Here is a 24280-nt window from a genome sequence, read left to right on the forward strand (position 1 = left end):
AATGCTATTCTCCGCATGGAGAGTGAGGTGTGCGACCATGACCGATGCGCGACCGGCACCGAGGGGGATCCAGCTTGACTGCGGCGCACTCGGTCGGTGGCTCGACTCGGAGGGCGCTCCCGGCCAGGGTGAGGAGCCCGTTCTCGAGCAGCTCAGCGGCGGATCGCAGAACACGCTGTACCTGGTCCGGCGCGGACCGGAACGCATGGTGCTGCGGATGCCCGGCCCCCGCGCCGACGCCGCCCGCATCAACGGGCTGCTGCGCGAGATCCGGCTGGTCCGGGCGCTGTCCGGCACCGACGTTCCACACGCGGAGTTGATCGCGGCCGACGAGACCGGCTCGGTGCTGGGCCTGCCGTTCTACGTGATGACCGCCATCGACGGGTGGAGCCCGATGGACGGCGGCTGGGCTGAGCCGTTCGACACCGATCTGTCCGCCCGTCGTGAACTGGCGTTCCAGCTTGTCGAAGGCGCCGCCAAACTCGGCCGGGTGGACTGGCGCGCCCAGGGTCTCGAGGGCTTCGGTCGCCCGGACGGTTTCCACGACCGGCAGGTGGACCGGTGGCTGGCATTCCTGGACGCTTACAAAGTGCGTGAGTTGCCCGGACTGGACGAGGCCGCCGACTGGCTGCGCCGCAATCGTCCGGCGCGCTATAAGCCGGGCATCATGCACGGTGACTACCAGTTCGCCAATGTGATGTTCGCCCACGGAGCCCCGGCACGACTGGCCGCGATCGTGGACTGGGAGATGACCACCGTCGGCGATCCGCTGCTCGACCTGGCGTGGTCGCTGCTGGGTTACGACGGGGAAGAACCGCGCGCCGATGGCTTCTATCTGGACATGGCCGGCATGCCCAAGCGCAGCGAATTGCTGGACCACTACGAGAAACTCAGCGGACTGTCCACCGAGAACATCGACTACTACCTGGTATTGGCCAACTGGAAGCTGGGCATCGTGCTGGAGAAAACGTATGCTGCCGGCGTGCGCACCGGCAGAGTCGATCCGAAGATCAAGGACGCGTTCGCAGCGATGATCCCGCAGTTGATTGCCACCGCGGCCGAGATGGCCCGCTCGCTGCCGGCCAAGGCCCGTTGAAATGGGTTACGCCGAGCAACTTTTCGACCTGACCGACCGAGTGGTGCTGATCACCGGCGGCAGCCGAGGGCTGGGCCGCGAGGTCGCTTTCGGTGCGGCCCGCTGCGGTGCGGACGTGGTGATCGCCAGCCGCAACCTGGACAACTGCGTGGCCGTCGCCAACGAGATCGAGTCCGAGACCGGCCGCACCGCAATGCCATACCAGGTGCACGTGGGCCGGTGGGATCAGCTCGACGGGCTGGTCGAGGCGAGCTATGACGCGTTCGGCAAGGTCGACGTCCTGGTCAACAACGCCGGCATGTCGCCGTTGTACGACAAGCTCACCGACGTCACCGAGAAGCTGTTCGATTCGGTGCTCAACCTCAATCTCAAAGGGCCGTTTCGGCTTTCGGCGCTGGTCGGTGAGCGGATGGTGGCTGCCGGGCGCGGCTCGATCATCAACGTAAGCACCGCCGGATCGCTGCGACCGACGCCCGACATCATTCCGTATGCGTGCGCGAAAGCCGGGTTGAATGCGATGACCGAGGCGTTGGCGAAGGCGTTCGGGCCGGCGGTGCGGGTCAATACACTGATGGCCGGACCCTTCCTCACCGACGTCAGCAAAGCCTGGAATCTCGACCAGGCCACCCGAAATCCGTTCGAACACCTGTCGCTCAAGCGCGCCGGCAATCCGTCCGAAATCGTCGGCGCTGCATTGTTTCTGGCGTCGGACGCATCCAGTTTCACCACCGGCTCGATCCTGCGAGCCGACGGCGGCATCCCCTAACGAGAGGAACGATCGATGGCGTGGGATTTCTCTACCGAACCGGAGTTCGAGAAGAAGCTGCAGTGGGTGCGCCAGTTCGTCCGTGCGGAAGTCGAGCCGCTCGAGGTGCTGTTCCCCGGCTGTGAGTTCCTGCCGCTGGACGACGAACGCCGCCGCATCGTCGACCCGCTCAAACAGCAAGTCCGCGACCAGGGCCTGTGGGCGCCGCACTTGGGACCCGAACTGGGAGGGCAGGGCTTCGGTGCCGTCAAGCTGACGCTGATCAACGAGATCTTGGGCCGTAGTCCTTGGGCGCCAATAGTATTCGGAACGCAAGCACCCGATACCGGCAACGCCGAGATCCTCGCCCGCTTCGGCACCCAGCAACAGAAGGACCGCTACCTGGACGGACTGCTGTCCGGTGAGATCTTCTCCTGCTTCTCGATGACCGAGCCGCAGGGCGGAGCCGATCCGCGGGTGTTCACCACGCGTGCGGTGCGCGACGGCGACGACTGGGTGATCAACGGCCGAAAGTTCTTCTCCTCCAACGCTTCGATCGCATCGTTCTTCATCGTCGTGGCGATCACCGATCCCGACGTGCCCGTGCACCACGGCGCATCGACCTTCCTGATCCCGGCCGGGACACCGGGTCTCACCATCGAAGCCAACCATCACCTGGTCGGTGCGGACCCCCACGAGCCGGGACACTCGCTGGTCCGTTACGACGACGTCCGGGTAGGACCGGACGCGCTGCTGGGCGAGGCCGGCCAAGGATTCCTGATCCTGCAAACCCGGTTGGCGGGTGGCCGGCTACACCACGCGATGCGCTCGCTCGGGGTGGCGCAGCGGGCCGTCGAGATGATGTCGCGGCGTGCGAAAAGCCGCTTCACCCAAGGCGGTTTGCTGGCCGAGAAGCAGATGGTGCAGGAGTTCATCGCCGACTCTTACACCGAGTTGACACCGTTCCGACTGACCGTGCTGCACGCCGCGTGGCTGATCGACAACGGCGATGAACGTGCCGCCCGCGCCGAGATCGCCACCTGCAAGATCCTGGCATCCCAGGTGCTCAAATCCATTGGTATGCGCGCGATACAGGTCCACGGCGCGCTGGGGCTCAGCGACCAGCTGCCACTGGTCAACACCCTGCTGGGTGGTATCGCGCTGGGCCTGGCCGACGGTCCCACCGAGGCGCACAAGGTCAACCTGGCTCGGATGCTGCTCAAGGGCTACCAGGCCGAGGAAGGCGAGTGGCCCAGCGAGATGCTGGATGTCCGCCGTGAAGCGGCCCGCAAGAAATACGCCGGACTGGTGGATCGCGTTCCGGCGCTGCCTGATTCGCCGTGAACGGCAGGGTCGCCGCGGCCGTCGGGCGGGCGCTCGACGACCGGCAGCGCGGCGCCACCGAGGAGGTGGAACGCATCCTTAACGCCGCGGTGCGGGTGATGGAGCGGGTGGCCCCCGAGCCGCCGCGGGTCAGCGACATCGTGGCCGAGGCCGGCTCGTCGAACAAGGCGTTCTACCGGTACTTCGCCGGAAAAGACGATCTGATCCTGGCCGTGATGGAGCGCGGAGTCGCAATCGTGGTGTCCTACCTCGAACATCAGATGGCCAAGGAGTCTCGGCCCCAAGACAAAGTTGCCCGCTGGATCGAGGGTGCGCTGGCTCAGGTCGCCGACCCGCACCTGCTCAGCATGAGCCGTGCGGTGGCCGGGCAGATGTCGAATTGGCATGTCGCCGACCAGGAAATGATGCAGCCGATGCGGGGGTTGTTGGTCGAACCGGTGACGGCGCTCGGCAGCGCCGATGTCGAACGTGACGTGGCGGCGGTCTACGGTTGCACGGTGGCGATGATGCGGCGTTATGTGGGCTCAGGTGATCGGCCGGGTCCTGACGACATCGGCCACCTGGTGCGGTTCTGTCTGCTGGGTCTGGGAGTGAATTGATGCGCGCAATCGTCTGCAACGCCTACGGTCCCCCGGAGGATCTGGTGCTCACCGAGGTGGCCGACCCGGTACCGGCGCCCGGGCAGGTGCTGGTGCGGGTGCACGCCGCGGCGGTTAACTTTCCCGACGTGCTGTTCGTCGCCGGCAAGTACCAGGTCAAGATTCCGCCGCCGTTCATACCCGGCAACGAGATCGCCGGCGAGGTGGTGGCCGTCGGCGAAGGCGCGACGTTCGACGTGGGCCAGCGGGTGTTCGGCACGACGTACGGCGCGTTCGCCGAACTCGCGCTGCTCGACGGGTCGGTCGCAGATGTGGTCCCCGACGGCGTCGACTTCGGGTCGGCCGCTGCATTCGGCGTGACCTACCGCACCGCCTATCACGCCCTGCGCTCGGTGGCCGAAGTCAAGGCGGGTGACTGGGTCGTGGTGCTCGGCGCGGCCGGCGGGGTGGGCCTGGCCGCGGTGGACCTGGCCGTGGCGATGGGCGCACACGTGCTGGCCGCGGCGTCCAGCCCGGAGAAGCTGCAACTGTGTCGGGAGCGTGGCGCGCAGGCCACCGTGGATTACGACAACGAGGACCTCAAGCTGCGTATCCGCGAACTCACCGAAGATCGGGCCCGCGTGGTGCTCGACCCGGTCGGCGGATCCTATGCCGAACCGGCGCTGCGCGGGCTGGCCCGCGGCGGCATCTTCGTCACCCTCGGCTACGCCGCGGGAACAATCCCGGCGATTCCGCTGAATCTGGTGATGCTCAAGGACATTACGGTCCGCGGCATGGAGATCCGCACCTTCCTCAGCGACTACCCCGACGAATGCGTCCGCGACCTGGCCGAGCTGTCAAAGATGTTCGCCGACGGCAAGATTCGGCCGTACATCGGCGCCCGCTTCCCGTTGGCGCAGACCGCGGCCGCGTTGCGTTACGTCGCGGACCGGAAGGTGCTGGGCAAGGTCATCATCGACGTCGCCTGACCGCGCAGCAAGCGGACTAGGGCGTGACGATGTTGAAGTCGGGGTCGGGCGCATCGAGCACCGCGATCAGGGACTGCAGCGCCGACCGGTCGCCCGAGAGCTCCAGCCCCGGTGAGTCGAAATCACCGATCGCCACCAGCAACAGCCGAACCTTGTTGGCCAGCTTGATCGTAACGGTGGCGGTGGCCGGGTCGGCGGGGACGCGGCGATGCACCAGCACGCCGTTGCGCAGGGCCAGACGGTAGTTGGTGTCCACATCGGTGAACGTGACGTCGATGGTGACGTCGAGATCCCAGCTGCGGGGACCGTTCACCCGGATGGCCAGGCTGTCGAACACCTGCTCGGGCGTCAGCTGCGCCAGCAACGTCGGCGACGTGACGCTGGTGGCGGTGCCGAAGTTGCCGATCCGTAGTTCGGTGGCGCCGCTGAGGAAGAAGTTGCGCCAGGTCGCGTTCTCGGCGCCATAGCCCAGTTGTTCCAGGGTGTCCGCATACAGCCGACGGGCCTCGCCGTGCTGCTCGTCGGTGAACATCGCGTGGTCGAGCAGTGTTGCCGCCCAACGGAAATCACCTTCGTCGAACGCGCCTTGGGCGAGTTCGACCACACGGTCCAGGCCGCCGATGGCCTCGACATAGCGGGGCCCCAGCGCCTCGGGCGGGTGCGGCCAGAGCCGGCCCGGGTTGCCGTCGAACCAGCCCATGTAGCGTTGGTAGACCGCTTTGACGTTGTGGCTCACCGAACCGTAGTAGCCGCGGGCATGCCAAGCTTGGTCCAAAGCCGGTGGCATTTCGAATATTTCGGCGATCTCAACGCCCGTGTAGCCCTGGTTGAGCAGCCGCAACGTCTGGTCGTGCAGGTAGGCGTAGAGATCCCGTTGCAGCGAGAGGAATTCGACGATGCGGTCGCGGCCCCACGTCGGCCAGTGATGGGAGGCGAACACCACGTCGGCGCGGTCGGCGAAGGTGTCGATGGCCTCGGTGAGATACCCCGCCCAGGCATGCGGATCGCGGACCAGCGCTCCACGCAGCGTCAACAGGTTGTGCAGGTTGTGGGTGGCGTTCTCGGCCATGCACAGAGCGCGGAATTGCGGGAAATAGAAGTGCATTTCGGCGGGCGCCTCGGTGCCCGGTGCCATCTGGAACTCGATCTGCACGCCGTCGATGGTGTGCGTCTCCCCCGTCGACCGGATGTCTACCGTGGGCACGATCAGGGCCACCTCCCCGGTCGAGGCAACCTGACCGAGACCGCTTCCCACCTGCCCCTGCGGGCCGCGGTCCAACAGCGCCCCGTACATGTAGGTGGCGCGGCGCGTCATGGCCGGACCCGCGTACACGTTCTCCTGGACCGCGTGCGCCGTGAAGCCCTCCGGAGCCAGCACTGCGACCTTGCCGGCATCGACGTCGGCCTGTGAGGTGACCCCCAGTACGCCACCGAAGTGGTCGACGTGGCTGTGGGTGTAGATGACCGCGACGACGGGACGTTGCCCGCCTCGGTGGGTCCGGTACAACTGCAGCGCCGCGGCGGCGGTCTCGGTGGACACCAGGGGGTCGATGACGATGACGCCGGTGTCGCCCTCGACGAAGCTGATGTTGGAGATATCCAGACCGCGGACCTGGTAGATGCCCGGAACCACTTCGTAGAGGCCTTGCTTGGCCGCCAGTGTGGACTGGCGCCACAGGCTGGGGTGCACCGACGTGGGCGCCGGGCCGGTGAGGAATGCGTACAGGTCGTTGTCCCACACCACCCGGCCGTCGGCCGCCTTGACGACGCATGGGGACAGGGCGGCGATGAAGCCGCGGTCGGCGTCGTCGAAGTCTCTGGTGTCGTGCACCGGCAGCGAATGATTTGCGTGTGCTGACTCGATGACCTCGGAAGGCGATTTGTGCTCCACTGCCAATACCTTGCCACCATTGCGGTCCGCCGAGTTAACGAACTATCGAGGAATTTTCCGCGGTTCCTGGACCCCGGGTCCGGTTCAGTCGCATACTGCCGGGGCGGTCCTCAACGACGACGGATCGTTTCCTCGGGCAAAGGAGCACAGGTGAAGCGTGGACTGACGGTTGCAGCAGCTGCAGCGGCCATTGTGGCGGCGGGTCTTTCGGGCTGTTCGAGCAACAACAAGCCGGCAACGAGCAGCGGCTCCTCCAGCGCGGCCCCCGGCGGGGGCAGCGGCACCTCCGCGTCGAAGGTCCTCATCGACGGCCAGGACCAGCACGTCAGCGGAACCACCCTGTGCACCACGGTCGGCGGCACCGTCAACATCGCGATCGGCGGACAGGCGACCGGGATCGGCGCGGTGCTCTCCGACGCCAATCCGCCCGAGGTCAAGTCGGTTGCGCTCGGCAACGTCAACGGCGTCTCGCTGGCCTACGCCCCCGGAACGCCCGATGCCAAGGCAGAAGCGACCAAGAACGGCAGCAGCTACAAGATCAGCGGCACTGCCACCGGGGCGGACATGGCCAATCCGACGGCGATCGTGAAGAAGTCGTTCGAAATCGACGTCACCTGCCCCTGAGGCTAATTCACCGACGGGTTCTCGGGCGGTGCGGTTGCCCACCCGTTCACGGGCAACCGCACCGCGAACTCGGTATTGCCGGGTGAGCTGTGCACCGTGATCGTCCCGTTGTGGGCGCGGACGACGGCGGAGACGATCGCCAGGCCCAGCCCGGTGCTGCCGCCTTTGCGTGACCGCGAGGTGTCGCCGCGCACGAACCGCTCGAAAACCTCCGACTGCTGCGCCGCCGGAATGCCGGGGCCGTTGTCGACGACCTGCAGCAGCGCATGCGTCGGCTCGGCGGTCAGCCGGGTGGTGACCACGGTGCCCGCGCCGGTGTGCACCCGGGCGTTGGCCAGCAGATTGGCCATCACCTGGCGCAGCCGGGCCTCGTCGCCGACCACCACCACCGGCTCGGCCGGCAGATCGAGCTCCCACTCGTGGTCCGGCCCAGCGATATGGGCGTCGCTGACCGCGTCGACGGCCAGCCGGGACAGATCCACCGGTTCCCGCTCCAACGGACGTCCCGAGTCGAGCCGGGCCAGCAGCAGCAGGTCCTCGACGAGTCGGGTGATGCGCTCGGTCTCCGAGGACACCCGGCTCATGGCGTGCGCCACCGCTTCCCGGTCGTCACCCATGCGTTGGGCCAGTTCGGTGTAGCCGCGGATGGCGGCCAGCGGAGTACGCAGTTCGTGGCTGGCGTCGGCGACGAACTGGCGGACCCGGGTCTCGCTGGCCTGTCGCGTGGACAGCGCCGCGGAGATGTGGTCGAGCATCCGATTGAGGGCCGAACCGAGTTGTCCCACTTCGGTATTGGGGTTGGCGTCGGTTTCGGAGACGCGTACCGGCAGTTCCACCTCGCCGCGGTCCAACGGCAATTCGACGACCTTGGTCGCGGTCTGCGCGACCCGGCGCAGCGGCGCCAGCGCACGCCGGATGATCACCACGCCGGCCGTGGTCGCCGCCGCCAGCGCGATCAAAGTGAGGATGCCGAAGATGACCAGCATGCGCAGCATGGTGGCGTCGATGTTGGACATCGACAGGCCGGTGACGATCAGGTCCTGCTGGTTGCGGCTCGGCGCGGCCATCACCCGGTAGCGGCCCAGACCGTCGAGGTTCAACGTCACCGGAGAGCGGGTGCCGGCGATCCGTTCCAGCTGCTGCTGGGCGGTCGGCGTCAACGCGGCCCGGGCACCACTGCTGGTCAGATAACCGGAGTCGACGGTCTTGCCGTCAGTAACCACGGCTGCGACCATGCCGGCCGGCTGGCCCGGAGCGTCCAGAAACCTGGGGCCGGGACCGCTCTTGACCGCGCGTGATTCGTGCCGGCGCGGCGGGTCGGGATACATCAGCGACGACCGGTAGGACGTTCCGCTCAATTGGCTGTCGAGTTGAGCCAGCAGGTGGTGGCGCAAAGCCAATTCGGTGGCCGCGGTGATTCCCACGCAGACGATCGCCAGCACGGCGACCTGCCCAACCAGGAGCCGCACACGAAGCGACCAGACTCCCGGCCTCCTAGCGCGCCGGCTTGAGGACATAGCCTGCGCCGCGCAGCGTGTGGATCATGGGTTCGCGTCCGTTGTCGATTTTCTTGCGCAGGTAGGAGATGTAGAGCTCGACGATGTTGGACCGGCCGCCGAAGTCGTAGCTCCATACCCGGTCCAGAATCTGAGCCTTGCTCAGCACCCGCTTGGCGTTGCGCATCATGAACCGCAGCAACTCGAATTCGGTGGAGGTCAACGAGATCGGTTCGCCGGCGCGGGTCACCTCGTGGCTGTCCTCGTCGAGGACGAGGTCGCCGACGACCAGCTGCGCGCCGCTGTCGACGGTGGTCACCCCGGTGCGCCGCAGCAACGCACGCAGCCGCAGCACAACTTCTTCGATGCTGAAGGGTTTAGTGACGTAATCGTCCCCGCCGGCGGTCAACCCCGCGATGCGGTCTTCCACCGCGTCCTTGGCCGTCAACAGCAGCACCGGCAGCCGTGGGTTTTCCTGCCGCAGTTTCTGCAGCACATCGAGGCCGCTCATGTCGGGCAACATCACGTCGAGAACGACCACGTCGGGCCGTTCGGCCCGCGCGGTGGCAATCGCCGATGAGCCGTCACCGGCCGTCGCGATATTCCAGCCTTCGTAACGCAAGGCCATCGACACCATTTCCGCGAGGACGGGTTCGTCGTCGACCACCAGCACGGTGACCGGTTGGCCGTCCGCGCGGCACATCACTACCCGCTCGACCGAAGTTTTTGGAGACGCCACGCGATCCAGTATCCGGGTATTCCCTTAGGCCGAGGCTATGGCGTTGCTGTGTGGCTGCTATGAAACGGTCGCGTGACCGCATTGCGATCACGCGACCGTTTCATGGTGGGTCGTTTAATACCAGTAGCGCCGGCCGGCCACCGGGCGGCCGATGGAGCCCATGGCCCACATCACCGCACCGACGACGAGCAGCACCACGCCGAGCACCGTCAAAAGATGGACGCCGAAAACGAATCCGAGGATGAGCAGGAGTGCACCGACGAGAATCATTGTGATTTTCCTTTACCTAGCAGGGATGAGTTCGATTGAATGCATTGCGCTGGGTTGCGGCAGGCGTGGTGCGTGGCAATCCTTTACCTTCGGATTCACGCCCATGTAATTCAGTGGCCCGGCAATGACCGTCACCGCAACGGTTCCCAGTGAGGCACAACTGGTTTCCTCACCTTTGAAATAGTCGCGCTGCCAGGCTGCGAGGATCCCTATGAGCAGCCACACCAGCACAATTGCGCCCAGAATTCCGCGACCGCGAACCATAGTTTCCTCCGTTGTCCCGATACAATTCCCGTGCCGAGAGCTTTGCCCGTTGCACTCGTACCTAAACCTGGACTGCGCGTAGAATCTGCGGTGCCGACCCACGACGTCGGCCCGGAACACCAGACGGCGCGCGCATTCGACGCGCCGGAGAACTTGTACGCCCGAGCCGCTGCCGGTACCTCCCCGCTGGCGCGAGCGCCGGTCTTGTCTCGGTAGCATGGTGCGACAACCATTGCGGCAAAGGGGGATAACGGCACCGTGACCGACACGTTGTTCGCGGATGTCTCGGAATACCAAGTGCCCGTGGATGACTCGTATCCGTACCAGGTGCTCTCGATTCGCGTCAGTGACGGCACCTACGTCGACCACAACTTCGCGCGCAACTACGCCTGGATGCGCACCGCGTTGGACAGTGGCCGGCTGGCGTTCGGCATCGTCTACACCTACGTGCGCCCGAATTGGCAGGCCACCGCCGATACGGTGCGTTCGGCAATCGACGCACAAGGCGGATTGCACCCGCGGGTGGCCCTGATGCTCGACGTCGAATCGGGCGGCAACCCGGCCGGCGACGGGTCGGGCTGGATCAACCCGCTGTACTGGAACCTGGCGGACTACGCCGGCTCGGCAGCGCGAATCATCGGCTACGCCAACGCCTATGACTTCTACAACATGTGGCGGGTGCGCCCAGATGGGTTGCGGTTGGTGGCCGCCGGATACGGCTCCAACCCCAACCTGCCCGGCCAGGTGGCCCACCAGTACACCGACGGTTCGGGCTACAGCCCGAATCTGCCCCAGGGCGCGCTGCCATTCGGCCGGTGCGACATGAATTCCGCCGACGGGCTGACACCGCAACAATTCGCCGCCGCGTGCGGCATCACCGCGAACGGAGGACCGCTGATGGCGCTCAGCGACGAGGAACAGACGGAGTTGCTGACCAAGGTGCGCGAGATCTGGGATCAGCTGCGCGGACCCGGGGGCGCGGGCTGGCCACAGCTGGGCCAAAACAGCCAGGGCCAGAATCTCACCCCTGTCGACGCGATCGCGGAAATCAAAAAGGACGTGCAGAGCCCTCGACCCTCGAGCTGAAATATGTTGGCGGACAACGGTTTTCAATAATCAAACAGCTGGGCGGGACGTCCGCTGATGGTGACGCCGCGCTTACGGACGCTGGGCGGACACAAAAAGGGTTGGCGGCAGCGAGTTTTCCCGCTCACCACCGGCGTCGCGGCCATATCGGGCCAGCAACTCCGCGAAGGTCTGCGCCGACACCTGCCAGCCACGCTCCCGCAACCAGTCGGCCAGCGGGGTGCGCTCCTCGGCGTACCAGAGGTCGTCGGGGTCCTCGACCTCGACATTGGCCAGTTGCGCGGCCACCGCACGCATCCGTCGCATGTCCGCACGCTGCCGTCGTACCAGCTCGGGATCCAGGAAGCCTTCGCCGGGAACGTTCGAGGCCAACCAGCTGCCCGACGGGCTGAGCGCGTCGATGCGCTCGAACAACAGGTCCTGAGCCTGGGCGGGTAGGTACCGCACCAAGCCCTCGGCCGACCAAGCTGACGGCTTGGACGCATCAAACCCGGCCTCCTGCAATGCCTTTGGCCAATCCTGGCGCAGGTCCACCGGAATGCTCACCAGCTGCGACGTGGGCTGGGCGCCATGCCGGCGCAAGGTGGTGGCCTTGAAGTCCAGGACGCGCGGCTGGTCCAGTTCGTATACGACGGTGCCGTCCGGCCAGGGGAGCCGCCAGGCCCGCGAGTCCAGCCCCGATGCCAGTATCACCACCTGCCGAACACCGGCATCGGCGGCGCCGAGGAAGAACTCGTCGAAGAACGCGGTGCGCGTCGCCATGAAGTCGACCATCAACCGCACCCGCGCAACCACTTCCGGTTCCACCTCGGCCGCACCGGACAGCAACTCCGGGTTGGCGTAGACGCTCCACACCCCTTCGCCCGCGGCATCCAGGAACACCCGCGCGAACGGGTCTCGGATCAGCGGGTCGTCGCTCTCGGTTTCGACGGCGCGGGCGGCGGCCACACCCAGAGCGGTGGCGCCGACACTTTCGGTGATGTCCCAGGAATCGTTGTCGGTACGCGGCATGCCGCCCATTCTTCCAGCCGACCTGAGTGGCAAACGCCCTTCAAGAGTCCCCTACGCTTTTTGCCAGACGGTAGACAGGTTGCATAGGAGCAGCATGACTCACACGCCGGTGTCCGCCCAGCGGGACGGGATGATCTGGGCGCAGACCCCGCGGGCCACATCATGACGTCGGTCGACCTGGACGCGGTGGCTCGGTGGATGTCGACCCAGGGGCTCGGCGAAGGCCCGCTGCAGGATGTCACCGCCATCACCGGCGGCACCCAGAACGTGATGCTGCGCTTCACCCGATCCGGCCGCTCCTACGTGCTGCGCCGTGGGCCGCGCCATCTGCGTGCCCGCAGCAACAGCGTGATCCTGCGCGAGACCAGGGTCCTGGCGGCGCTGGCCGATTCCGATGTGCCGCATCCACACCTGATTGCCAGCTGCGACGACACCAGCGTGCTGGGCGACGCTGTGTTCTACCTGATGGAGCCGATCGAGGGCTTCAACGCCGGCGAAGGCCTGCCGCCGCTGCACGCGGGCAATGCCGAGGTCCGGCACGGCATGGGGCTGTCGATGGCCGACGCGCTGGCCAAGCTGGGCGCCGTCGACCACGTCGCGGTCGGCCTCGCCGACTACGGCAAACCCGAAGGCTTCCTGGAACGCCAAGTGCCGCGCTGGCTTTCGGAGCTGGAGTCCTACCAGGAGTACGACGGCTACCCCGGGCCGGACATCCCCGGCATCGAGGAGGTTGCGGGCTGGCTGGAGCGCAACCGGCCAACGAGCTGGAAGCCCGGCATCATGCACGGCGACTACCACGCCGCCAACGTGATGTTCTCCCGCACCGGCCCGGAAGTGGTCGCCATCTGCGACTGGGAGATGTCCACCATCGGGGACCCGCTGCTGGACCTGGGCTGGCTACTGGCCACCTGGCGCCAGGACGACGGGTCCTCGGTGTTCAGTCACGCCCTCGGCGGCACCGACGGGCTGGCCAGCACCGACGAACTGCTGGCGCGTTATGCGGAGAACACCACCCGGGATCTGTCGCACATCGACTGGTACACCGTGCTGGCCTGCTTCAAGCTGGGCATCGTGATCGAAGGAACCCTGGCGCGGGCCTGCGCCGGCAAAGCCGAAAAGGAAGTCGGCGACCAGCTGCACGCGGCCACCGTGCACTTGTTCGAGCGGGCTCTGCGGCTGATCGAGACGAGGTAGCGCTGGCTGCTGAGATAATCGGCCGATGACCTCCGAACGCTCCCCCGGCGATCCGACACCCCGCGTTACGCGCGAGGAGCAGGAGCGCTACAGCGACGAGGATGAAATGCGTTCGGCGCAGGACGAGCAACGCTTACGCGACGAGGCGCCACCACACCATCGGTGATCCCGGCAGCTGCTTTGGCCCTGCGACCTGCTGCGGGGCTCGCGTGAAATGTGGGCGGAAATCAGGCGGCAGAACCGCCCTGCGTTCACGCGGGGGAAGTGGAAAAAGCGCGCCCGAAGGGATTCGAACCCCTAACCTTCTGATCCGTAGTCAGATGCTCTATCCGTTGAGCTACGGGCGCCGGTCTTAAGTTGTCCTGCTGGTGTTGCGTGGCGGAGGCGAGAGGATTTGAACCTCCGGTTCCCTTTGAGGGGAACAACTCATTAGCAGTGAGCCCCATTCGGCCGCTCTGGCACGCCTCCTTGGCCTCCCTGAGGGTACCCGACCGAGGAACCCGGAACCGCCGGAGGCATAGCGTACACAGCCGCGACATATGCTGTCGAAGTGACCGCCCGCCTGCGGCCCGCGCTGGCCGGGCTTCCCGTGTACGTGCCGGGCAAGACCGTCCCCGGCGCCATCAAACTGGCCAGCAACGAAACGGTGTTCGGACCGTTGCCCAGCGTCCGCGCGGCCATCGAGAACGCCACCGAGCTGATCAACCGTTACCCCGACAACGGGTGCGTACAACTCAAGGCGGCGCTGGCCCGGCATCTCGGCCCCGAGTTCGCACCCGAGCACGTCGCGGTGGGCTGCGGATCGGTGAGCCTGTGCCAGCAGCTGGTGCAGATCTCCGCGTCGGCCGGCGACGAGGTGGTCTTCGGGTGGCGCAGCTTCGAGCTGTACCCGCCGCAGGTCCAGGTCGCCGGCGCCATCCCGGTCCAGATCCCCCTGACCGAGCACACCTTCGACCTCGACGCGATGCTGGCCGCCGTCACCGACCGCACCCGGCTGATCTTCGTGTGCAATCCCAACAACCCGACGTCGACCGTCGTCGACCCGGACGCGCTGACCCGCTTCGTGGAGGCGGTGCCGCCACACATCCTGATCGCCATCGACGAGGCCTACGTCGAATACATCCGCGACGGCATGGCACCGGACAGCCTCGGGCTGGTCCGCGCCCACGACAACGTCGTGGTGCTGCGCACCTTCTCCAAGGCCTACGGACTGGCGGGACTGCGGGTCGGTTACGCGGTCGGCCACCCCGACGTGATCACCGCCCTGGACCAGGTCTACGTCCCGTTCACCGCGACCAGCGTCTCGCAGGCCGCGGCCATCGCGTCACTGGAAGCCGCCGACGAACTGCTGGCCCGCACCAACACAGTCGTCGCCGAACGCGAGCGGGTCAGCACGGCACTGCGCGAGGCGGGTTTCCAACTACCGTCGTCGCAGGCCAACTTCGCCTGGCTGCCATTGGGCGCGCGCACCCGGGACTTCGTGGAGCAGGCCGCCGACGCGCTGATCATCGTCCGCCCGTACGGCACCGACGGTGTCCGGGTCACCGTGACGGCGGCCACCGAGGAAAACGACGCCCTGCTGCGGTTCGCCCGCAGCTGGATCAGAGGAGAAAACAGATGAGCGTGGCGCGTAAGCAGTTCGAGGACTTCAAGGAACGCACCGGCGCGATCCCGGACGCCGAGCTCGACGACTTCTGGGCGACGCTGCAGCCCGCGACGATCGACGGCATGCTCGGTGAGTGGAAGGGCGGCGAGTTCGTCACCGGCCACCCCATGAACGGACAGCTGGAGAAGTCCCGCTGGTACGGCAAGACGTTCAAGTCCGTCTTCGACGTGCAGCCGCTGGTGTGCCTGGACGACGACGGCAACAAGTTCTCCAACGTCCCGCTGGGCAAAGGCGAAGCCAGCCTGTGGCTGGAGGAATTCCGCGGCGAAATCACCGCGACGATGGTCTATGACGGCCAACCGGTGCACGACCACTTCAAGAAGGTCGACGACACCGCGGTGCTGGGCATCATGAACGGCAAGGGCGTCGTGCACGACGGCCGGTACTTCTACTTCTATCTCGAGCGGGTATAGCGGGCCGGGCCGCCCCCTCGCCGAACGTCACGCCAGCGTGACGCTGGGCGCCGACGGTTGCGGCAGCGTGACGCTCGACGCCCGGTCGTAGTCGGAGCATGGCGTCTGCTTGGACCTGTCGTCGCGGCCGATGGGATGAACCACTTGCGCAGCACCGCAAGGGTGGCTTCGGCGCTGGCCAGCTCGTCGGTGGGCGGAGAATCCGGTCCGGGTCGCAAGTCCGAGGGCATACTCGCCACGCTACGGTCTGACGCATGGGCGCAACATACGAATCGGTCACGGTCGAGATCAAGGATCACGTCGCGCAGGTGACGCTGATCGGTCCGGGCAAGGGCAACGCCATGGGACCCGCTTTCTGGGCGGAGATGCCCGACGTTTTCGCCACGCTGGACGCCGACCGGGAGGTGCGCGCCATCGTGATCGCCGGCTCGGGTAAGAACTTCAGCTACGGCCTGGACCTGCCCGCGATGGGCGGTACCTTCGCGCCGCTGATGGCCGACAACGCGCTGGCCCGCGCCCGCACCGACTTCCACACCGAACTGCGGCGCATGCAGGGCGCCATCACCGCGGTCGCCGACTGCCGCACCCCGACCATCGCCGCCGTGCAGGGTTGGTGCATCGGCGGTGGGGTCGACCTGATCTCCGCCGTCGACATCCGCTACGCCAGCGCCGACGCCAAGTTCTCCGTCCGTGAGGTCCGCTTGGCCATCGTCGCCGACGTCGGCAGTCTGGCCCGGCTGCCGTTGATCCTCAACGACGGGCATCTGCGCGAACTCGCGCTGACCGGCAAAGACATCGACGCCGCCCGCGCCGAGAAGATCGGCCTGGTCAACGACGTGTTCGAGGACGCGGAAGCCGCCCTTGCCGCCGCCCACGCCACCGCCGCCGAGATCGCCGCCAACCCGCCGCTGGCCGTCTACGGCGTCAAGGACGTCCTCGACCAGCAACGCATCGCGGCGGTATCGGAGAGCCTGCGCTACGTCGCCGCGTGGAACTCCGCGTTCCTGCCGTCCAAGGACCTTTCCGAAGCCATCGCGGCCACCTTCCAGAAGCGCCCGCCACGGTTCACCGGCGAGTAGCGCACGTACCCTCGGGTTTGATGACTCCCGACGGCAAGATTCGCGTTCCCGCCGACCTGGACGCCGTGACGGCGACCGCTGACGAAGACCATTCCGAGGTCGACAGCGCCGCCGTCGAACGGATCTGGCAGGCCGCCCGGCACTGGTATCAGGGCGGCATGCACCCCGCCATCCAGCTGTGCATCCGCCGCAACGGCAAGGTGGTGCTCAACCGCGCCATCGGGCACGGCTGGGGCAACGCGCCGACCGACCAACCCGACGCGGAGAAAGTCCCCGTCACCACCGGCACCCCGTTCTGCGTGTACTCGGCGGCCAAGGGGATCACCGCGACCGTCATCCACATGCTCGTCGAGCGCGGCGTATTCGCCCTCGACGACCGGGTCTGCGAGTACATCCCCAGCTACACCAGCCACGGCAAGGACCGGACCACCATCCGGCACGTACTGACCCACAGTGCGGGCGTCCCGTTCCCCACCGGGCCCAAGCCCGATCTGCGCCGCGCCGACGACCACGAGTACGCCCAGGAGCAGCTCGGCAAACTGCGGCCGCTGTACCGCCCCGGCCTGGTGCACATCTATCACGCACTGACCTGGGGCCCGCTCATGCGCGAGATCGTCTACGCCGCGGCCGGCAAAGACATCCGCGAGATCCTGGCGACCGAGATCCTGGACCCGCTGAATTTCCGGTGGACCAACTTCGGCGTGGCCCCGCAGGACGTCCCGTTGGTCGCCCCCAGCCACCCCACCGGCCGACCGCTGCCGCCGGTGATCGCGGCCCTCTTCCGCAAGGCGATCGGCGGCACCGTGCACGAGATCATCCCGTACACCAACACCCCGGCGTTCCTGACCACCGTGGTGCCCTCGTCCAACACCATCTCCACCGCCGACGAACTGTCGCGTTTTGCCGAAATCTGGCGCCGCGGAGGCGAACTCGACGGCGTGCGCATCATGAGCCCGGAGCGCATGTACGGGGCGGTGCAGGAATCCCGACGGCTGCGGCCGGACTTCGCGGTGGGGCTGCAACCCGCCCGCTGGGGCACCGGGTACATGCTCGGCACCAAACGGTTCGGTCCGTTCGGGCGCAACGCCCCGGCGGCGTTCGGCAACCTGGGCCTGGCCAACATCGCGATCTGGGCCGACCCGCAGCGCGGTCTGGCAGCGGGCCTGATCAGCAGCGGCAAGCCGGGGCGCGACCCGGAGCTCAAGCGCTACACCGCCCTGATGGACACCATCGCCGCCGAGATGACGGTCTAACGCGAACGTTTGTTCACCGGCGTGCGGGGTACCCCTGTCCGTCATGCACGCCGTCCGGTTCCGTGAACTGCTGGAAAGCAGCGGTCCGTTCGTGTCGGTGTATTACGAGGAATCGGTCGGTTTGGGCAACGGTGCCGGGGCCATTCAGCTCGACCACCGTTGGCAGGGACTGCGCGAGCGGTTGGAACGGCTCGGCGCCGACAAATCGATGACCGACGCGATCAAGCGGGCCGTCCTGCGATGGAACCGGCCGGCCATCCGTCGGGGCGGCCGCGCGGTGGTCGTCGGGCCCGAGGGCGTCTTGTTCAACGAGGTGTTGCTGCGTCCGACCGATTCGACGGTGGTACGCGTCTCGGAGCTGCCCTACATCGTCCCGATTCTCGCGCACGGACTGGAGAACCCGAACTATCTGCTGGCGATGGTCGACGCCACCGGCGCCGATATCAGCGCTTACCTCGGCGGCGAACTGCACTCCGAATCCGTCGACGGCGCACTGGGCCGGGTGGCGGCGCGGCTGACCAAGCTGCTGGACGAAACCCTGGCCGGCACCACGTTTGTAGCCGGCACCACCGAGGCGCGGGCGAACCTGATGGCCGCACTGCCGACATCGGTGTGCGGACAGGTGGTGTCGCTGCCGATCTGCGCACCTCGCGGTGAGTATGACTTCGACGAGCTCAAGTGGGCTGCCGAGGCGTGGTTTCTGGACCGCCAGCTCAGCGCGGTCGACGACGCCGTGGTGCGTTTCGATGCCGAGGCCGGCCGCCGCTCCGGGCGTGCCGTGCAGGGTTTGGGTGCGGTGTGCTCGGCGTTGCGGCAGGGAACAATCGACACATTGATCGTCGGCGACATCGGCGATGCGGTCGTGGTGGCCGACGAAGGAATGACCACCGTCGCCCCTCGCGGCGACGACCGGGAGCTGGGTTCCGGACGGGTGATGCGGGCCGACGAGGCGCTGCCGCTGTTCGCGATATCGGCCGGGGCGTCGCTGGTGCGCACCGACGAGCGGATCGCCCCGACCGACGGAATAGCCGCGGTGCTGCGTCACACTCCGAGTAGCTGAGGATTGGCGAACCAGCCTGCCATCAGATCGCGGTCGCCGGCATGGGGGTAGTCGTCGTCGGGCAGCGGCACCACGTCATGCTGCTCCAGCCAGTCGACGGGGTCGGCTTCCAGCGTCATCGAATCCATCGTTTTCTGGCCCCTCTCCTCGGATCTCTCAGTTGTCAGGTCAGCAGAACATGTTGGGGACGGGCCGCCCGCCCCGGGATGAGTCGCCCAACCTGGGCATCGGCGTGGTCGTCACCGCTGCAGGTGCCGACAGCGCCCACGATGTGGCCCGGGTGGCGAGCTGGCCCACTCGACTCGTTGGTGATGACATCACCTCCCTTCCTGCTCAACGTGGTCACCGGCGGGTGCCGGAGGGCTGCGTTGCACGGCATCGATTCGATGCGCCGGCCCGTGCCGCGGGTACGCCGGCAGCCGCCAAGACCGACCGGCAGACTTGGGCACGGCGAGGGCGCATCCGGTCGCCGGTGGTGCCGGTGGCCGACACCGCAGACGGCGGGCCGCCGCCCGCAGGATCGCGTCGACCTCGGCGATCAGCGCGATCACCGATGCGTCATCGGTGACCAGCGGCACCGTCTGCGGCGCCGGCGCCTCGACGGCTGCGCGTGACACTTCCCGCACCGCCCCCGTGCTGCACTGCGACATCACTGACCCAGCTTCTGTCGGCGGCCGCTCAAGCGCTGAGCGCGTGCTGGTTCTGGTTGTGGCTGATGGTGATTTTGCGGGGCTTGGCCTTCTCGGCCACCGGGATGCGCAACCGCAGCACTCCGGCGTCATAGGAGGCTTCGATGCGGTCGGTGTCCAGATTCTCGCCGAGCACCAACTGCCGGGAGAACACCCCTCGCGGCCGTTCGGTGGCCAGCATTTCCTTGCTCGAATCCACGTCTGGACGCTCGGCCCGAACGGTCACCACGTTGCGCTCGATATCCAGATCCAGCGAGTCGACGTTGATGCCGGGCAAGTCGAACTCGACGACGAACTGCTCGCCCTCGCGCCAGGCGTCCATCGGCATCACCGCCGGCCGCGCCGCGGTGCCCAGAACCTGCTGAGTGAAGCGATCGAGATCGCGGAACGGATCGCTACGCACCAACATGGTCGCCACCTCCAACACTCCAATCATCAATCGTTGTGGACAGGAAATCTATGTCTGACGACACACTTTTTATATAGCGCGACATGGAGGATTTGGCAAGTGTCTGCGACAAGATTTTAGCCGCCCGGCGGAGGCGAACGGGCGCTCCCGGGGAACTCGCGCTGCGGTGGCGGAGGGATTTGAACCCCCGGACGGTGTTAGCCGTCTCTCGCTTTCAAGGCGAGTGCATTAGGCCGCTCTGCCACGCCACCGCTGCTAAGGGTAACGGTGCTTGTAGCGTGACCCTCATGCGTGCCATCGTCGCCGAATCCGCCGAACAACTTCGCTGGCAGGACGTCCCCGACGTATCCGCCGGCCCGGGTGAGGTCTTGGTCAAAGTTGCCGCCGCCGGCGTCAACCGCGCCGACGTGCTGCAAGCCGCCGGCAAGTACCCGCCCCCGCCGGGCGCCAGCGAGATCATCGGCATGGAGGTCAGCGGTACCATCGCCGAAGTCGGCGCGGATGTCACCAATTGGTCTGTCGGACAAGAGGTTTGCGCATTACTGGCTGGCGGGGGTTACGCCGAGTACGTCGCCGTGCCCGCCGGGCAGGTGCTGCCGATTCCCGCCCCGGTCGACCTCGTCGACGCGGCCGGAATCCCCGAGGTGGCCTGCACGGTGTGGTCGAACCTGGTGATGACCGCCCACCTCGGCCCGGGCCAGCTGGTGCTGCTGCACGGCGGCGGCAGCGGGATCGGCACCCACGGGATCCAGGTGGCTCGCGCGCTCGGCGCCCGGGTTGCCGTCACCGCCGGGTCGGCAGAGAAGCTGCAATTCTGCCGCGACCTGGGCGCTCAGATCACCATCTCGTACAAGGACGAAGACTTCGTCGCGCGAATCAGAGAAGAAACCAACGGCGGTGGCGCGGACGTAATCCTGGACATCATGGGCGCGGCCTACCTGGACCGCAATATCGATGCACTGGCCACCGACGGGCAGCTGATCGTGATCGGCATGCAGGGCGGCGTCAAGGCCGAACTCAACCTGGGCAAGTTGCTGGCGAAGCGGGCGCGCGTAATCGGCACCACGCTGCGCGGCCGGCCGGTGAGTGGGCCCAACAGCAAAAGCGCCGTCGCCGAGGCGGTCACTACATCGGTCTGGCCGATGTTCGCCAGCGGGGCCGTCCGACCGATCATCGGCGCCCGGTTACCCATCCAGCAGGCCGCGGAGGCGCACCGGTTGCTGGTTTCGGGCGAGGTCACCGGAAAGGTCGTATTGACCGTCTGAGTTGCAGCGTCACGCCCCGCCCCATGGTCTAGTCGGCGCTCTTGCGTGCGATCACCGGGAACACCGTCGCCGTGCCGTGCCGGCCCTTGATCTCGACGCTTTCGCTTGGGCCCCAAGTGAACTGGTCTGCGACGGCGGCTTGCACGCCGCTGGCCGCCAACACCGGAGCGCGCCCTTGACGCCCCGCCATCGACGCCAGCCGGAATGCCACGTTGGTCGCATCACCGATCACCGCATCGGCCGACCTGGTCATCGCGGCCAGTGCGGCCACCCCCTGCACCACACCCCAGCCCATCCGGATCGGCCCGCCGTCCGGGCTGCGCAACGGCCACCCGGGCGCGAGCTCCTCGACAAGTCGATTCGCGGCCAACGCGAAATCAACGGCCAGCTCGGCGGCGTCCGGAAACCGGCGCACCTCCCAGACCGCGAACAGCGCGTCGCCGGCATAGTGGCTGAGCGTGCCCCGATGAGCGCGCAGCACACCACCCACCTGGCGCCAGAGCATGTACAGGCTGTGCGCCATGACCCCCTCGTCGGTCACCTGCGAAATCGTCGAGTAGTTGACGATGTCACCGACCACCATCACCATCGCGGATTTGCCGATCCGCGCCAGCGTGCTCTTCACCACCCGTTTCGGGATGCCGTTGAAGCGCTCCGCGCGGAATTTCAGCACCACGTCGCCGATCTGGATCTCGTCGCCGGGCCGGATCAGCAACGCCACCGCCCGTTCCAGCCGCACCCCGTTGAGCAAGGTGCCGTTGCTGCTGGTGTCGATCACGAAGGCCTGATCGGCTTCGGCGTGCAGCCGGATCTCGAGATGCGTGCGCGAGATCTCGGGATCGGGTATGACCAGCCGACGCGACGCCCTGATTCCCGCGCATTCGCGTCCGACGAACAGCTGATCGAAAATCGGGACGGTGCGCGTGCAGACATCGCCGTCCATCATGTCCAGGTAGCCCAACGGTTCCCGAATTTGCCCGCCGGTCAACCGGTCCGTCGCAATCATCGCCTCGCTGCTACCCGTCGCCGCTAGTGGCATCCGCAATATTGTCAGCATGCGCCCGCCGGTGCCAGTTCGAAACGGCGCCTCTCCGATTTCGGATCGGGTGACCCGGCGTATCCGCAAGTTACCCGGTGCGGTCCGTTTATCTGTAGTTCTGGTGTTTTCTGTGTGAAAATCGTCGGCAGCAAACGTGTGGTCCGGCGGTCCTGTGCAGTGCCGCCCTGACACCAGCCGCCGCCGCAGGAGGGAACAACAGTCGGACACCTCCGCTGGGAGCCGCACGAAAGCGCTTACACCCCAAGCAATTTCACAGTTGTACGCGGTGAGGAAAGGGACGCTGATGGACGAGGTCGCGTTCGGGCGCTACCGGCTGCTATCAGTCATCGGTCAGGGCGGCATGGGCACCGTCTACCGGGCTCACGACACGCTGATGAATCGCGATGTCGCGATCAAGGTGCTGCCCACCGCACTCGGCGACCGGGCCGATTACCGGGAGCGCTTCCGGCGCGAGGCCCACACCGCAGCCAGGTTGACCGAACCGCACATCATCCCGATTCACGAGTCCGGCGAAATCGACGGACAGTTGTACCTCGTGATGCCGATCGTCGAGGGCATCGACTTAGGGCAGTTGTTGCGACGCGACGGGCCGATGAGCGCGCAAGAGGCGGTGCATGTCATCGAGCAGTTGGCCAGTGCACTGGACGCGGCCCATGCCGTCGGATTGGTGCACCGCGACATCAAGCCGTCCAACGCCCTGGTGACCGGACGCAACTTCGTCTACCTGATCGACTTCGGCATCGCCCACGATGCGGCGGCGACGAAGCTGACCTCCACCGGCATGATCGTGGGCACCATGGCCTACATGGCACCGGAACGCTTCCTCGCCGGGACCGCCGGGCCCAGCTCCGATGTCTACGCCCTGACGTGTGTGCTGCACGAATGCCTCACCGGCGAACACCCTTTCCCCGGCGAAAGTATGGAGCAACAGATCGCCGGGCACCTGTCCTTGGATCCGCCCCGTCCCAGCGCGCAGCGCGCGCAGGTACCCGCTGGATTCGACGAGGTGATCTCCCGTGGCATGGCCAAGAAACCCGAGGACCGCTACGCCTCCGCGGTCGAACTGGCCGATGCGGCACGAGACGCCCTGATCGCGCCTGCCGTTCCCGCTCATGCCGCCGCCTCGGCGCCCACCGCTGTTGCCAACCCCGACGTTCCGACGACGCCGTACCGCCCGCGTCCCTATGCGCAGCAGCGTTCGGCGCGGTCCCCGCACGCCACTCCGCTGCTGCCGCGCTCTACGCCGCCCACTGGACGAAAGCGCTGGCTCTTGATCGGCGCCGGAGCTTTGGCGGTAGTTGTCACGCTCGCAATCATGGCTGTGAATTTCGGATCGAAGAAAGCGGGCACCACCGCCGCGACCTCGACCGCCACTCCGACCTCCGCGGCCAGTCCCGCGACCGGCCCAGCCGGCCCGAGCGGCCCGCCGCTCGTCGGCGAGGCCGACCTGCAGGGCCTGCTGCTGTCTCCCGATCAAATGGACACCGCGCTGGGCGCCACCGGACTGCGGGTCGACGGGCCGAAATATCCGACATCGACCTACGACGACAACGACACGGTGTCGGATAAGGCCTGCCTGCCCATGGTGAGCCCGGGAGAAAGCGAGGCCTACTCGGGCAGTGGCTGGAACGCGTTGTACGGACAAGAACTGGAGACACCGGGGAGCACAGCAGACTTCTACGGTATCCAGCTGGTGGTGTCATTTCCATCGGTGCAACAAGCCAAAGCGTTCTTCACCACTTCGTTTCAGCGCTGGTCGACCTGCTCGAACCGACAGTTCACCAAAACCGTTGCCGGCAAACCTGATCAGGTGTGGACCGTCGGGTCCGTCTCCAACGTGAATGGCATGCTGAGTGTGGGCAAAACCCTCAGCGGCCGCAACGCTGCCGAGCATTGGCTTTGGACGACCTGTCAGCGCGCGCTGACTGTGGCCGACAACGTGGCCATCGACGTAGTGGCGTGCAGTTTGCAGCATTCGGTCTCCGCGGTCAACGTCGCCCAGCAGATCGCCGCCAAGGTGCCGGCCGTCTGACTCGCGAATGTAACGTCACCGCGAATC

The 24280-nt window shown here is 66.7% G+C and carries 26 protein-coding genes, 3 tRNA genes and 1 pseudogene; 16 read left to right on the forward strand and 14 right to left on the reverse strand.

From position 1 onward, the window contains the following. Positions 1-37 precede the first annotated feature (37 nt). From MKCMC460_RS00615 to MKCMC460_RS00635, 5 genes are read left to right on the forward strand one after another with little or no spacing between them, the layout of a single operon-like run. On the forward strand, positions 38-1096 hold the full coding sequence (locus MKCMC460_RS00615) for a phosphotransferase family protein (RefSeq protein WP_238305184.1): 1059 nt from the start codon (positions 38-40) through the stop codon (positions 1094-1096). A 1-nt stretch (position 1097) separates the two neighbouring features. Next, positions 1098-1862 carry an SDR family NAD(P)-dependent oxidoreductase gene (locus MKCMC460_RS00620; protein ID WP_238305185.1) on the forward strand — a complete coding sequence of 255 codons (765 nt, stop codon included), beginning with the start codon at positions 1098-1100 and terminating at the stop codon, positions 1860-1862. A 15-nt stretch (positions 1863-1877) separates the two neighbouring features. Then, positions 1878-3185, forward strand: coding sequence for an acyl-CoA dehydrogenase family protein (locus tag MKCMC460_RS00625; RefSeq protein ID WP_236978972.1), 1308 nt, complete (start codon positions 1878-1880; stop codon positions 3183-3185). Continuing rightward, the gene (locus MKCMC460_RS00630; protein WP_236978974.1) at positions 3182-3784 is read left to right on the forward strand and encodes a TetR/AcrR family transcriptional regulator; all 603 of its coding nucleotides are present in this window, start codon (positions 3182-3184) and stop codon (positions 3782-3784) included. Before MKCMC460_RS00625 ends, MKCMC460_RS00630 begins: the two co-directional genes overlap by 4 nt. Beyond that, positions 3784-4752 (forward strand): NADPH:quinone oxidoreductase family protein, encoded by a 969-nt coding sequence (locus MKCMC460_RS00635; RefSeq protein WP_236978976.1) that lies wholly within the window; start codon positions 3784-3786, stop codon positions 4750-4752. Before MKCMC460_RS00630 ends, MKCMC460_RS00635 begins: the two co-directional genes overlap by 1 nt. A gap of 16 nt (positions 4753-4768) precedes the next feature. On the opposite strand, the gene MKCMC460_RS00640 is transcribed toward MKCMC460_RS00635, so the two are convergent. Further along, positions 4769-6649 (reverse strand): alkyl/aryl-sulfatase, encoded by a 1881-nt coding sequence (locus MKCMC460_RS00640; protein WP_238305186.1) that lies wholly within the window; start codon positions 6647-6649, stop codon positions 4769-4771. A gap of 144 nt (positions 6650-6793) precedes the next feature. On the opposite strand from MKCMC460_RS00640, the gene MKCMC460_RS00645 reads away from it, so the two are divergent. Then, the gene (locus tag MKCMC460_RS00645; RefSeq protein WP_236978978.1) at positions 6794-7267 is read left to right on the forward strand and encodes a lipoprotein LpqH; all 474 of its coding nucleotides are present in this window, start codon (positions 6794-6796) and stop codon (positions 7265-7267) included. 2 nt (positions 7268-7269) lie between these two features. On the opposite strand, the gene MKCMC460_RS00650 is transcribed toward MKCMC460_RS00645, so the two are convergent. From MKCMC460_RS00650 to MKCMC460_RS00665, 4 genes are all read right to left on the reverse strand, one after another. Next, a complete protein-coding gene (locus MKCMC460_RS00650) occupies positions 7270-8784 on the reverse strand; it encodes a cell wall metabolism sensor histidine kinase WalK (protein WP_236978980.1) in 1515 nt (504 codons plus the stop codon). Next, positions 8762-9466, reverse strand: coding sequence for a two-component system response regulator TcrX (gene tcrX / locus MKCMC460_RS00655; protein WP_238305937.1), 705 nt, complete (start codon positions 9464-9466; stop codon positions 8762-8764). The genes MKCMC460_RS00650 and tcrX overlap by 23 nt, the downstream gene beginning before the upstream one ends. Positions 9467-9616: 150 nt before the next feature. Beyond that, a complete protein-coding gene (locus MKCMC460_RS00660; protein ID WP_236978982.1) occupies positions 9617-9772 on the reverse strand; it encodes a DUF6131 family protein in 156 nt (51 codons plus the stop codon). Positions 9773-9784: 12 nt separating this feature from the next. Beyond that, positions 9785-10036: a hypothetical protein gene (locus MKCMC460_RS00665; RefSeq protein WP_236978984.1), complete on the reverse strand. Its 252-nt coding sequence runs from the start codon at positions 10034-10036 to the stop codon at positions 9785-9787. 258 nt (positions 10037-10294) lie between these two features. Between MKCMC460_RS00665 and MKCMC460_RS00670 the strand changes: the two genes are divergently transcribed. Beyond that, positions 10295-11122 carry a hypothetical protein gene (locus MKCMC460_RS00670; protein ID WP_238305187.1) on the forward strand — a complete coding sequence of 276 codons (828 nt, stop codon included), beginning with the start codon at positions 10295-10297 and terminating at the stop codon, positions 11120-11122. 72 nt (positions 11123-11194) lie between these two features. On the opposite strand, the gene MKCMC460_RS00675 is transcribed toward MKCMC460_RS00670, so the two are convergent. After that, on the reverse strand, positions 11195-12133 hold the full coding sequence (locus tag MKCMC460_RS00675; protein WP_238305188.1) for a class I SAM-dependent methyltransferase: 939 nt from the start codon (positions 12131-12133) through the stop codon (positions 11195-11197). Between the two features lie 162 nt (positions 12134-12295). Here MKCMC460_RS00675 and MKCMC460_RS00680 point away from each other — a divergent pair, with 162 nt between their 5' ends. Together MKCMC460_RS00680 and MKCMC460_RS00685 are read left to right on the forward strand one after the other, a co-directional pair. Next, the gene (locus MKCMC460_RS00680; protein WP_238305190.1) at positions 12296-13327 is read left to right on the forward strand and encodes a phosphotransferase family protein; all 1032 of its coding nucleotides are present in this window, start codon (positions 12296-12298) and stop codon (positions 13325-13327) included. 25 nt (positions 13328-13352) lie between these two features. Further along, complete coding sequence (locus MKCMC460_RS00685) at positions 13353-13493, forward strand: hypothetical protein (protein ID WP_236978985.1); 141 nt, start codon at positions 13353-13355, stop codon at positions 13491-13493. Positions 13494-13601: 108 nt separating this feature from the next. Here the strand turns inward: MKCMC460_RS00685 and MKCMC460_RS00690 are convergent. Continuing rightward, positions 13602-13674 (reverse strand) — tRNA-Arg (locus MKCMC460_RS00690). A gap of 29 nt (positions 13675-13703) precedes the next feature. Beyond that, positions 13704-13795: transfer RNA gene (locus MKCMC460_RS00695), tRNA-Ser, on the reverse strand. Between the two features lie 82 nt (positions 13796-13877). On the opposite strand from MKCMC460_RS00695, the gene MKCMC460_RS00700 reads away from it, so the two are divergent. Both MKCMC460_RS00700 and MKCMC460_RS00705 read left to right on the forward strand, forming a co-directional pair. Beyond that, entirely contained in the window at positions 13878-14948 is a 1071-nt protein-coding gene (locus MKCMC460_RS00700) for a pyridoxal phosphate-dependent aminotransferase (RefSeq protein WP_236978987.1), read from the forward strand. Next, complete coding sequence (locus MKCMC460_RS00705; RefSeq protein WP_236978989.1) at positions 14945-15406, forward strand: DUF4334 domain-containing protein; 462 nt, start codon at positions 14945-14947, stop codon at positions 15404-15406. Before MKCMC460_RS00700 ends, MKCMC460_RS00705 begins: the two co-directional genes overlap by 4 nt. Positions 15407-15490: 84 nt before the next feature. Here the strand turns inward: MKCMC460_RS00705 and MKCMC460_RS00710 are convergent. After that, a pseudogene (locus MKCMC460_RS00710) lies at positions 15491-15636 on the reverse strand (TIGR03086 family protein); the annotation flags it as partial. A gap of 24 nt (positions 15637-15660) precedes the next feature. Here MKCMC460_RS00710 and MKCMC460_RS00715 point away from each other — a divergent pair. Genes MKCMC460_RS00715 through MKCMC460_RS00725 form a run of 3 tightly spaced genes read left to right on the forward strand, consistent with a single transcriptional unit; the run spans position 15661 to position 18798 of the window. Further along, positions 15661-16485, forward strand: a complete 825-nt coding sequence (locus MKCMC460_RS00715; RefSeq protein WP_236978991.1) for a crotonase/enoyl-CoA hydratase family protein — start codon at positions 15661-15663, stop codon at positions 16483-16485. Positions 16486-16502: 17 nt separating this feature from the next. Further along, positions 16503-17738 (forward strand): lipase LipE, encoded by a 1236-nt coding sequence (gene lipE / locus MKCMC460_RS00720; RefSeq protein WP_236978993.1) that lies wholly within the window; start codon positions 16503-16505, stop codon positions 17736-17738. 43 nt (positions 17739-17781) lie between these two features. Next, positions 17782-18798 carry a hypothetical protein gene (locus MKCMC460_RS00725; protein WP_236978995.1) on the forward strand — a complete coding sequence of 339 codons (1017 nt, stop codon included), beginning with the start codon at positions 17782-17784 and terminating at the stop codon, positions 18796-18798. On the opposite strand, the gene MKCMC460_RS00730 is transcribed toward MKCMC460_RS00725, so the two are convergent. The 4 genes from MKCMC460_RS00730 to MKCMC460_RS00745 form a co-directional block, all read right to left on the reverse strand. Beyond that, positions 18780-18917, reverse strand: coding sequence for a hypothetical protein (locus MKCMC460_RS00730; RefSeq protein WP_238305192.1), 138 nt, complete (start codon positions 18915-18917; stop codon positions 18780-18782). The genes MKCMC460_RS00725 and MKCMC460_RS00730 overlap by 19 nt on opposite strands. A gap of 198 nt (positions 18918-19115) precedes the next feature. Beyond that, on the reverse strand, positions 19116-19415 hold the full coding sequence (locus MKCMC460_RS00735) for a hypothetical protein (protein ID WP_236978999.1): 300 nt from the start codon (positions 19413-19415) through the stop codon (positions 19116-19118). A 61-nt stretch (positions 19416-19476) separates the two neighbouring features. Next, positions 19477-19896 (reverse strand): Hsp20/alpha crystallin family protein, encoded by a 420-nt coding sequence (locus tag MKCMC460_RS00740; RefSeq protein WP_236979001.1) that lies wholly within the window; start codon positions 19894-19896, stop codon positions 19477-19479. Between the two features lie 164 nt (positions 19897-20060). Then, positions 20061-20147, reverse strand: a tRNA-Ser gene (locus tag MKCMC460_RS00745). A gap of 36 nt (positions 20148-20183) precedes the next feature. On the opposite strand from MKCMC460_RS00745, the gene MKCMC460_RS00750 reads away from it, so the two are divergent. Continuing rightward, positions 20184-21161: an NAD(P)H-quinone oxidoreductase gene (locus MKCMC460_RS00750; protein WP_236979003.1), complete on the forward strand. Its 978-nt coding sequence runs from the start codon at positions 20184-20186 to the stop codon at positions 21159-21161. Positions 21162-21189: 28 nt separating this feature from the next. On the opposite strand, the gene MKCMC460_RS00755 is transcribed toward MKCMC460_RS00750, so the two are convergent. Continuing rightward, a complete protein-coding gene (locus tag MKCMC460_RS00755; protein ID WP_236979005.1) occupies positions 21190-22200 on the reverse strand; it encodes an adenylate/guanylate cyclase domain-containing protein in 1011 nt (336 codons plus the stop codon). Between the two features lie 286 nt (positions 22201-22486). On the opposite strand from MKCMC460_RS00755, the gene MKCMC460_RS00760 reads away from it, so the two are divergent. Beyond that, positions 22487-24253 carry a serine/threonine-protein kinase PknH/PknJ gene (locus tag MKCMC460_RS00760; protein ID WP_236979007.1) on the forward strand — a complete coding sequence of 589 codons (1767 nt, stop codon included), beginning with the start codon at positions 22487-22489 and terminating at the stop codon, positions 24251-24253. The last annotated feature ends 27 nt before the right edge of the window (positions 24254-24280 follow it).

The sequence above is a fragment of the Mycobacterium sp. 20KCMC460 genome (assembly GCF_022179425.1).
Classification (GTDB): domain Bacteria; phylum Actinomycetota; class Actinomycetes; order Mycobacteriales; family Mycobacteriaceae; genus Mycobacterium; species Mycobacterium kiyosense.

What these genes read in the sequence shown, in the direction of transcription:
- MKCMC460_RS00615 (WP_238305184.1), top strand. Translation starts at nt 38, where the DNA reads ATGACCGATGCGCGACCGGCACCGAGGGGGATCCAGCTTGACTGCGGC.
- MKCMC460_RS00620 (WP_238305185.1), top strand. Translation starts at nt 1,098, where the DNA reads ATGGGTTACGCCGAGCAACTTTTCGACCTGACCGACCGAGTGGTGCTG.
- MKCMC460_RS00625 (WP_236978972.1), top strand. Translation starts at nt 1,878, where the DNA reads ATGGCGTGGGATTTCTCTACCGAACCGGAGTTCGAGAAGAAGCTGCAG.
- MKCMC460_RS00635 (WP_236978976.1), top strand. Translation starts at nt 3,784, where the DNA reads ATGCGCGCAATCGTCTGCAACGCCTACGGTCCCCCGGAGGATCTGGTG.
- MKCMC460_RS00650 (WP_236978980.1), bottom strand. Translation starts at nt 8,784, where the DNA reads ATGTCCTCAAGCCGGCGCGCTAGGAGGCCGGGAGTCTGGTCGCTTCGT.
- tcrX (WP_238305937.1), bottom strand. Translation starts at nt 9,466, where the DNA reads ATGTGCCGCGCGGACGGCCAACCGGTCACCGTGCTGGTGGTCGACGAC.
- MKCMC460_RS00660 (WP_236978982.1), bottom strand. Translation starts at nt 9,772, where the DNA reads ATGATTCTCGTCGGTGCACTCCTGCTCATCCTCGGATTCGTTTTCGGC.
- MKCMC460_RS00665 (WP_236978984.1), bottom strand. Translation starts at nt 10,036, where the DNA reads ATGGTTCGCGGTCGCGGAATTCTGGGCGCAATTGTGCTGGTGTGGCTG.
- MKCMC460_RS00675 (WP_238305188.1), bottom strand. Translation starts at nt 12,133, where the DNA reads ATGCCGCGTACCGACAACGATTCCTGGGACATCACCGAAAGTGTCGGC.
- MKCMC460_RS00680 (WP_238305190.1), top strand. Translation starts at nt 12,296, where the DNA reads ATGACGTCGGTCGACCTGGACGCGGTGGCTCGGTGGATGTCGACCCAG.
- MKCMC460_RS00685 (WP_236978985.1), top strand. Translation starts at nt 13,353, where the DNA reads ATGACCTCCGAACGCTCCCCCGGCGATCCGACACCCCGCGTTACGCGC.
- MKCMC460_RS00705 (WP_236978989.1), top strand. Translation starts at nt 14,945, where the DNA reads ATGAGCGTGGCGCGTAAGCAGTTCGAGGACTTCAAGGAACGCACCGGC.
- MKCMC460_RS00715 (WP_236978991.1), top strand. Translation starts at nt 15,661, where the DNA reads ATGGGCGCAACATACGAATCGGTCACGGTCGAGATCAAGGATCACGTC.
- MKCMC460_RS00725 (WP_236978995.1), top strand. Translation starts at nt 17,782, where the DNA reads ATGCACGCCGTCCGGTTCCGTGAACTGCTGGAAAGCAGCGGTCCGTTC.
- MKCMC460_RS00730 (WP_238305192.1), bottom strand. Translation starts at nt 18,917, where the DNA reads ATGACGCTGGAAGCCGACCCCGTCGACTGGCTGGAGCAGCATGACGTG.
- MKCMC460_RS00740 (WP_236979001.1), bottom strand. Translation starts at nt 19,896, where the DNA reads ATGTTGGTGCGTAGCGATCCGTTCCGCGATCTCGATCGCTTCACTCAG.
- MKCMC460_RS00750 (WP_236979003.1), top strand. Translation starts at nt 20,184, where the DNA reads ATGCGTGCCATCGTCGCCGAATCCGCCGAACAACTTCGCTGGCAGGAC.
- MKCMC460_RS00755 (WP_236979005.1), bottom strand. Translation starts at nt 22,200, where the DNA reads ATGCCACTAGCGGCGACGGGTAGCAGCGAGGCGATGATTGCGACGGAC.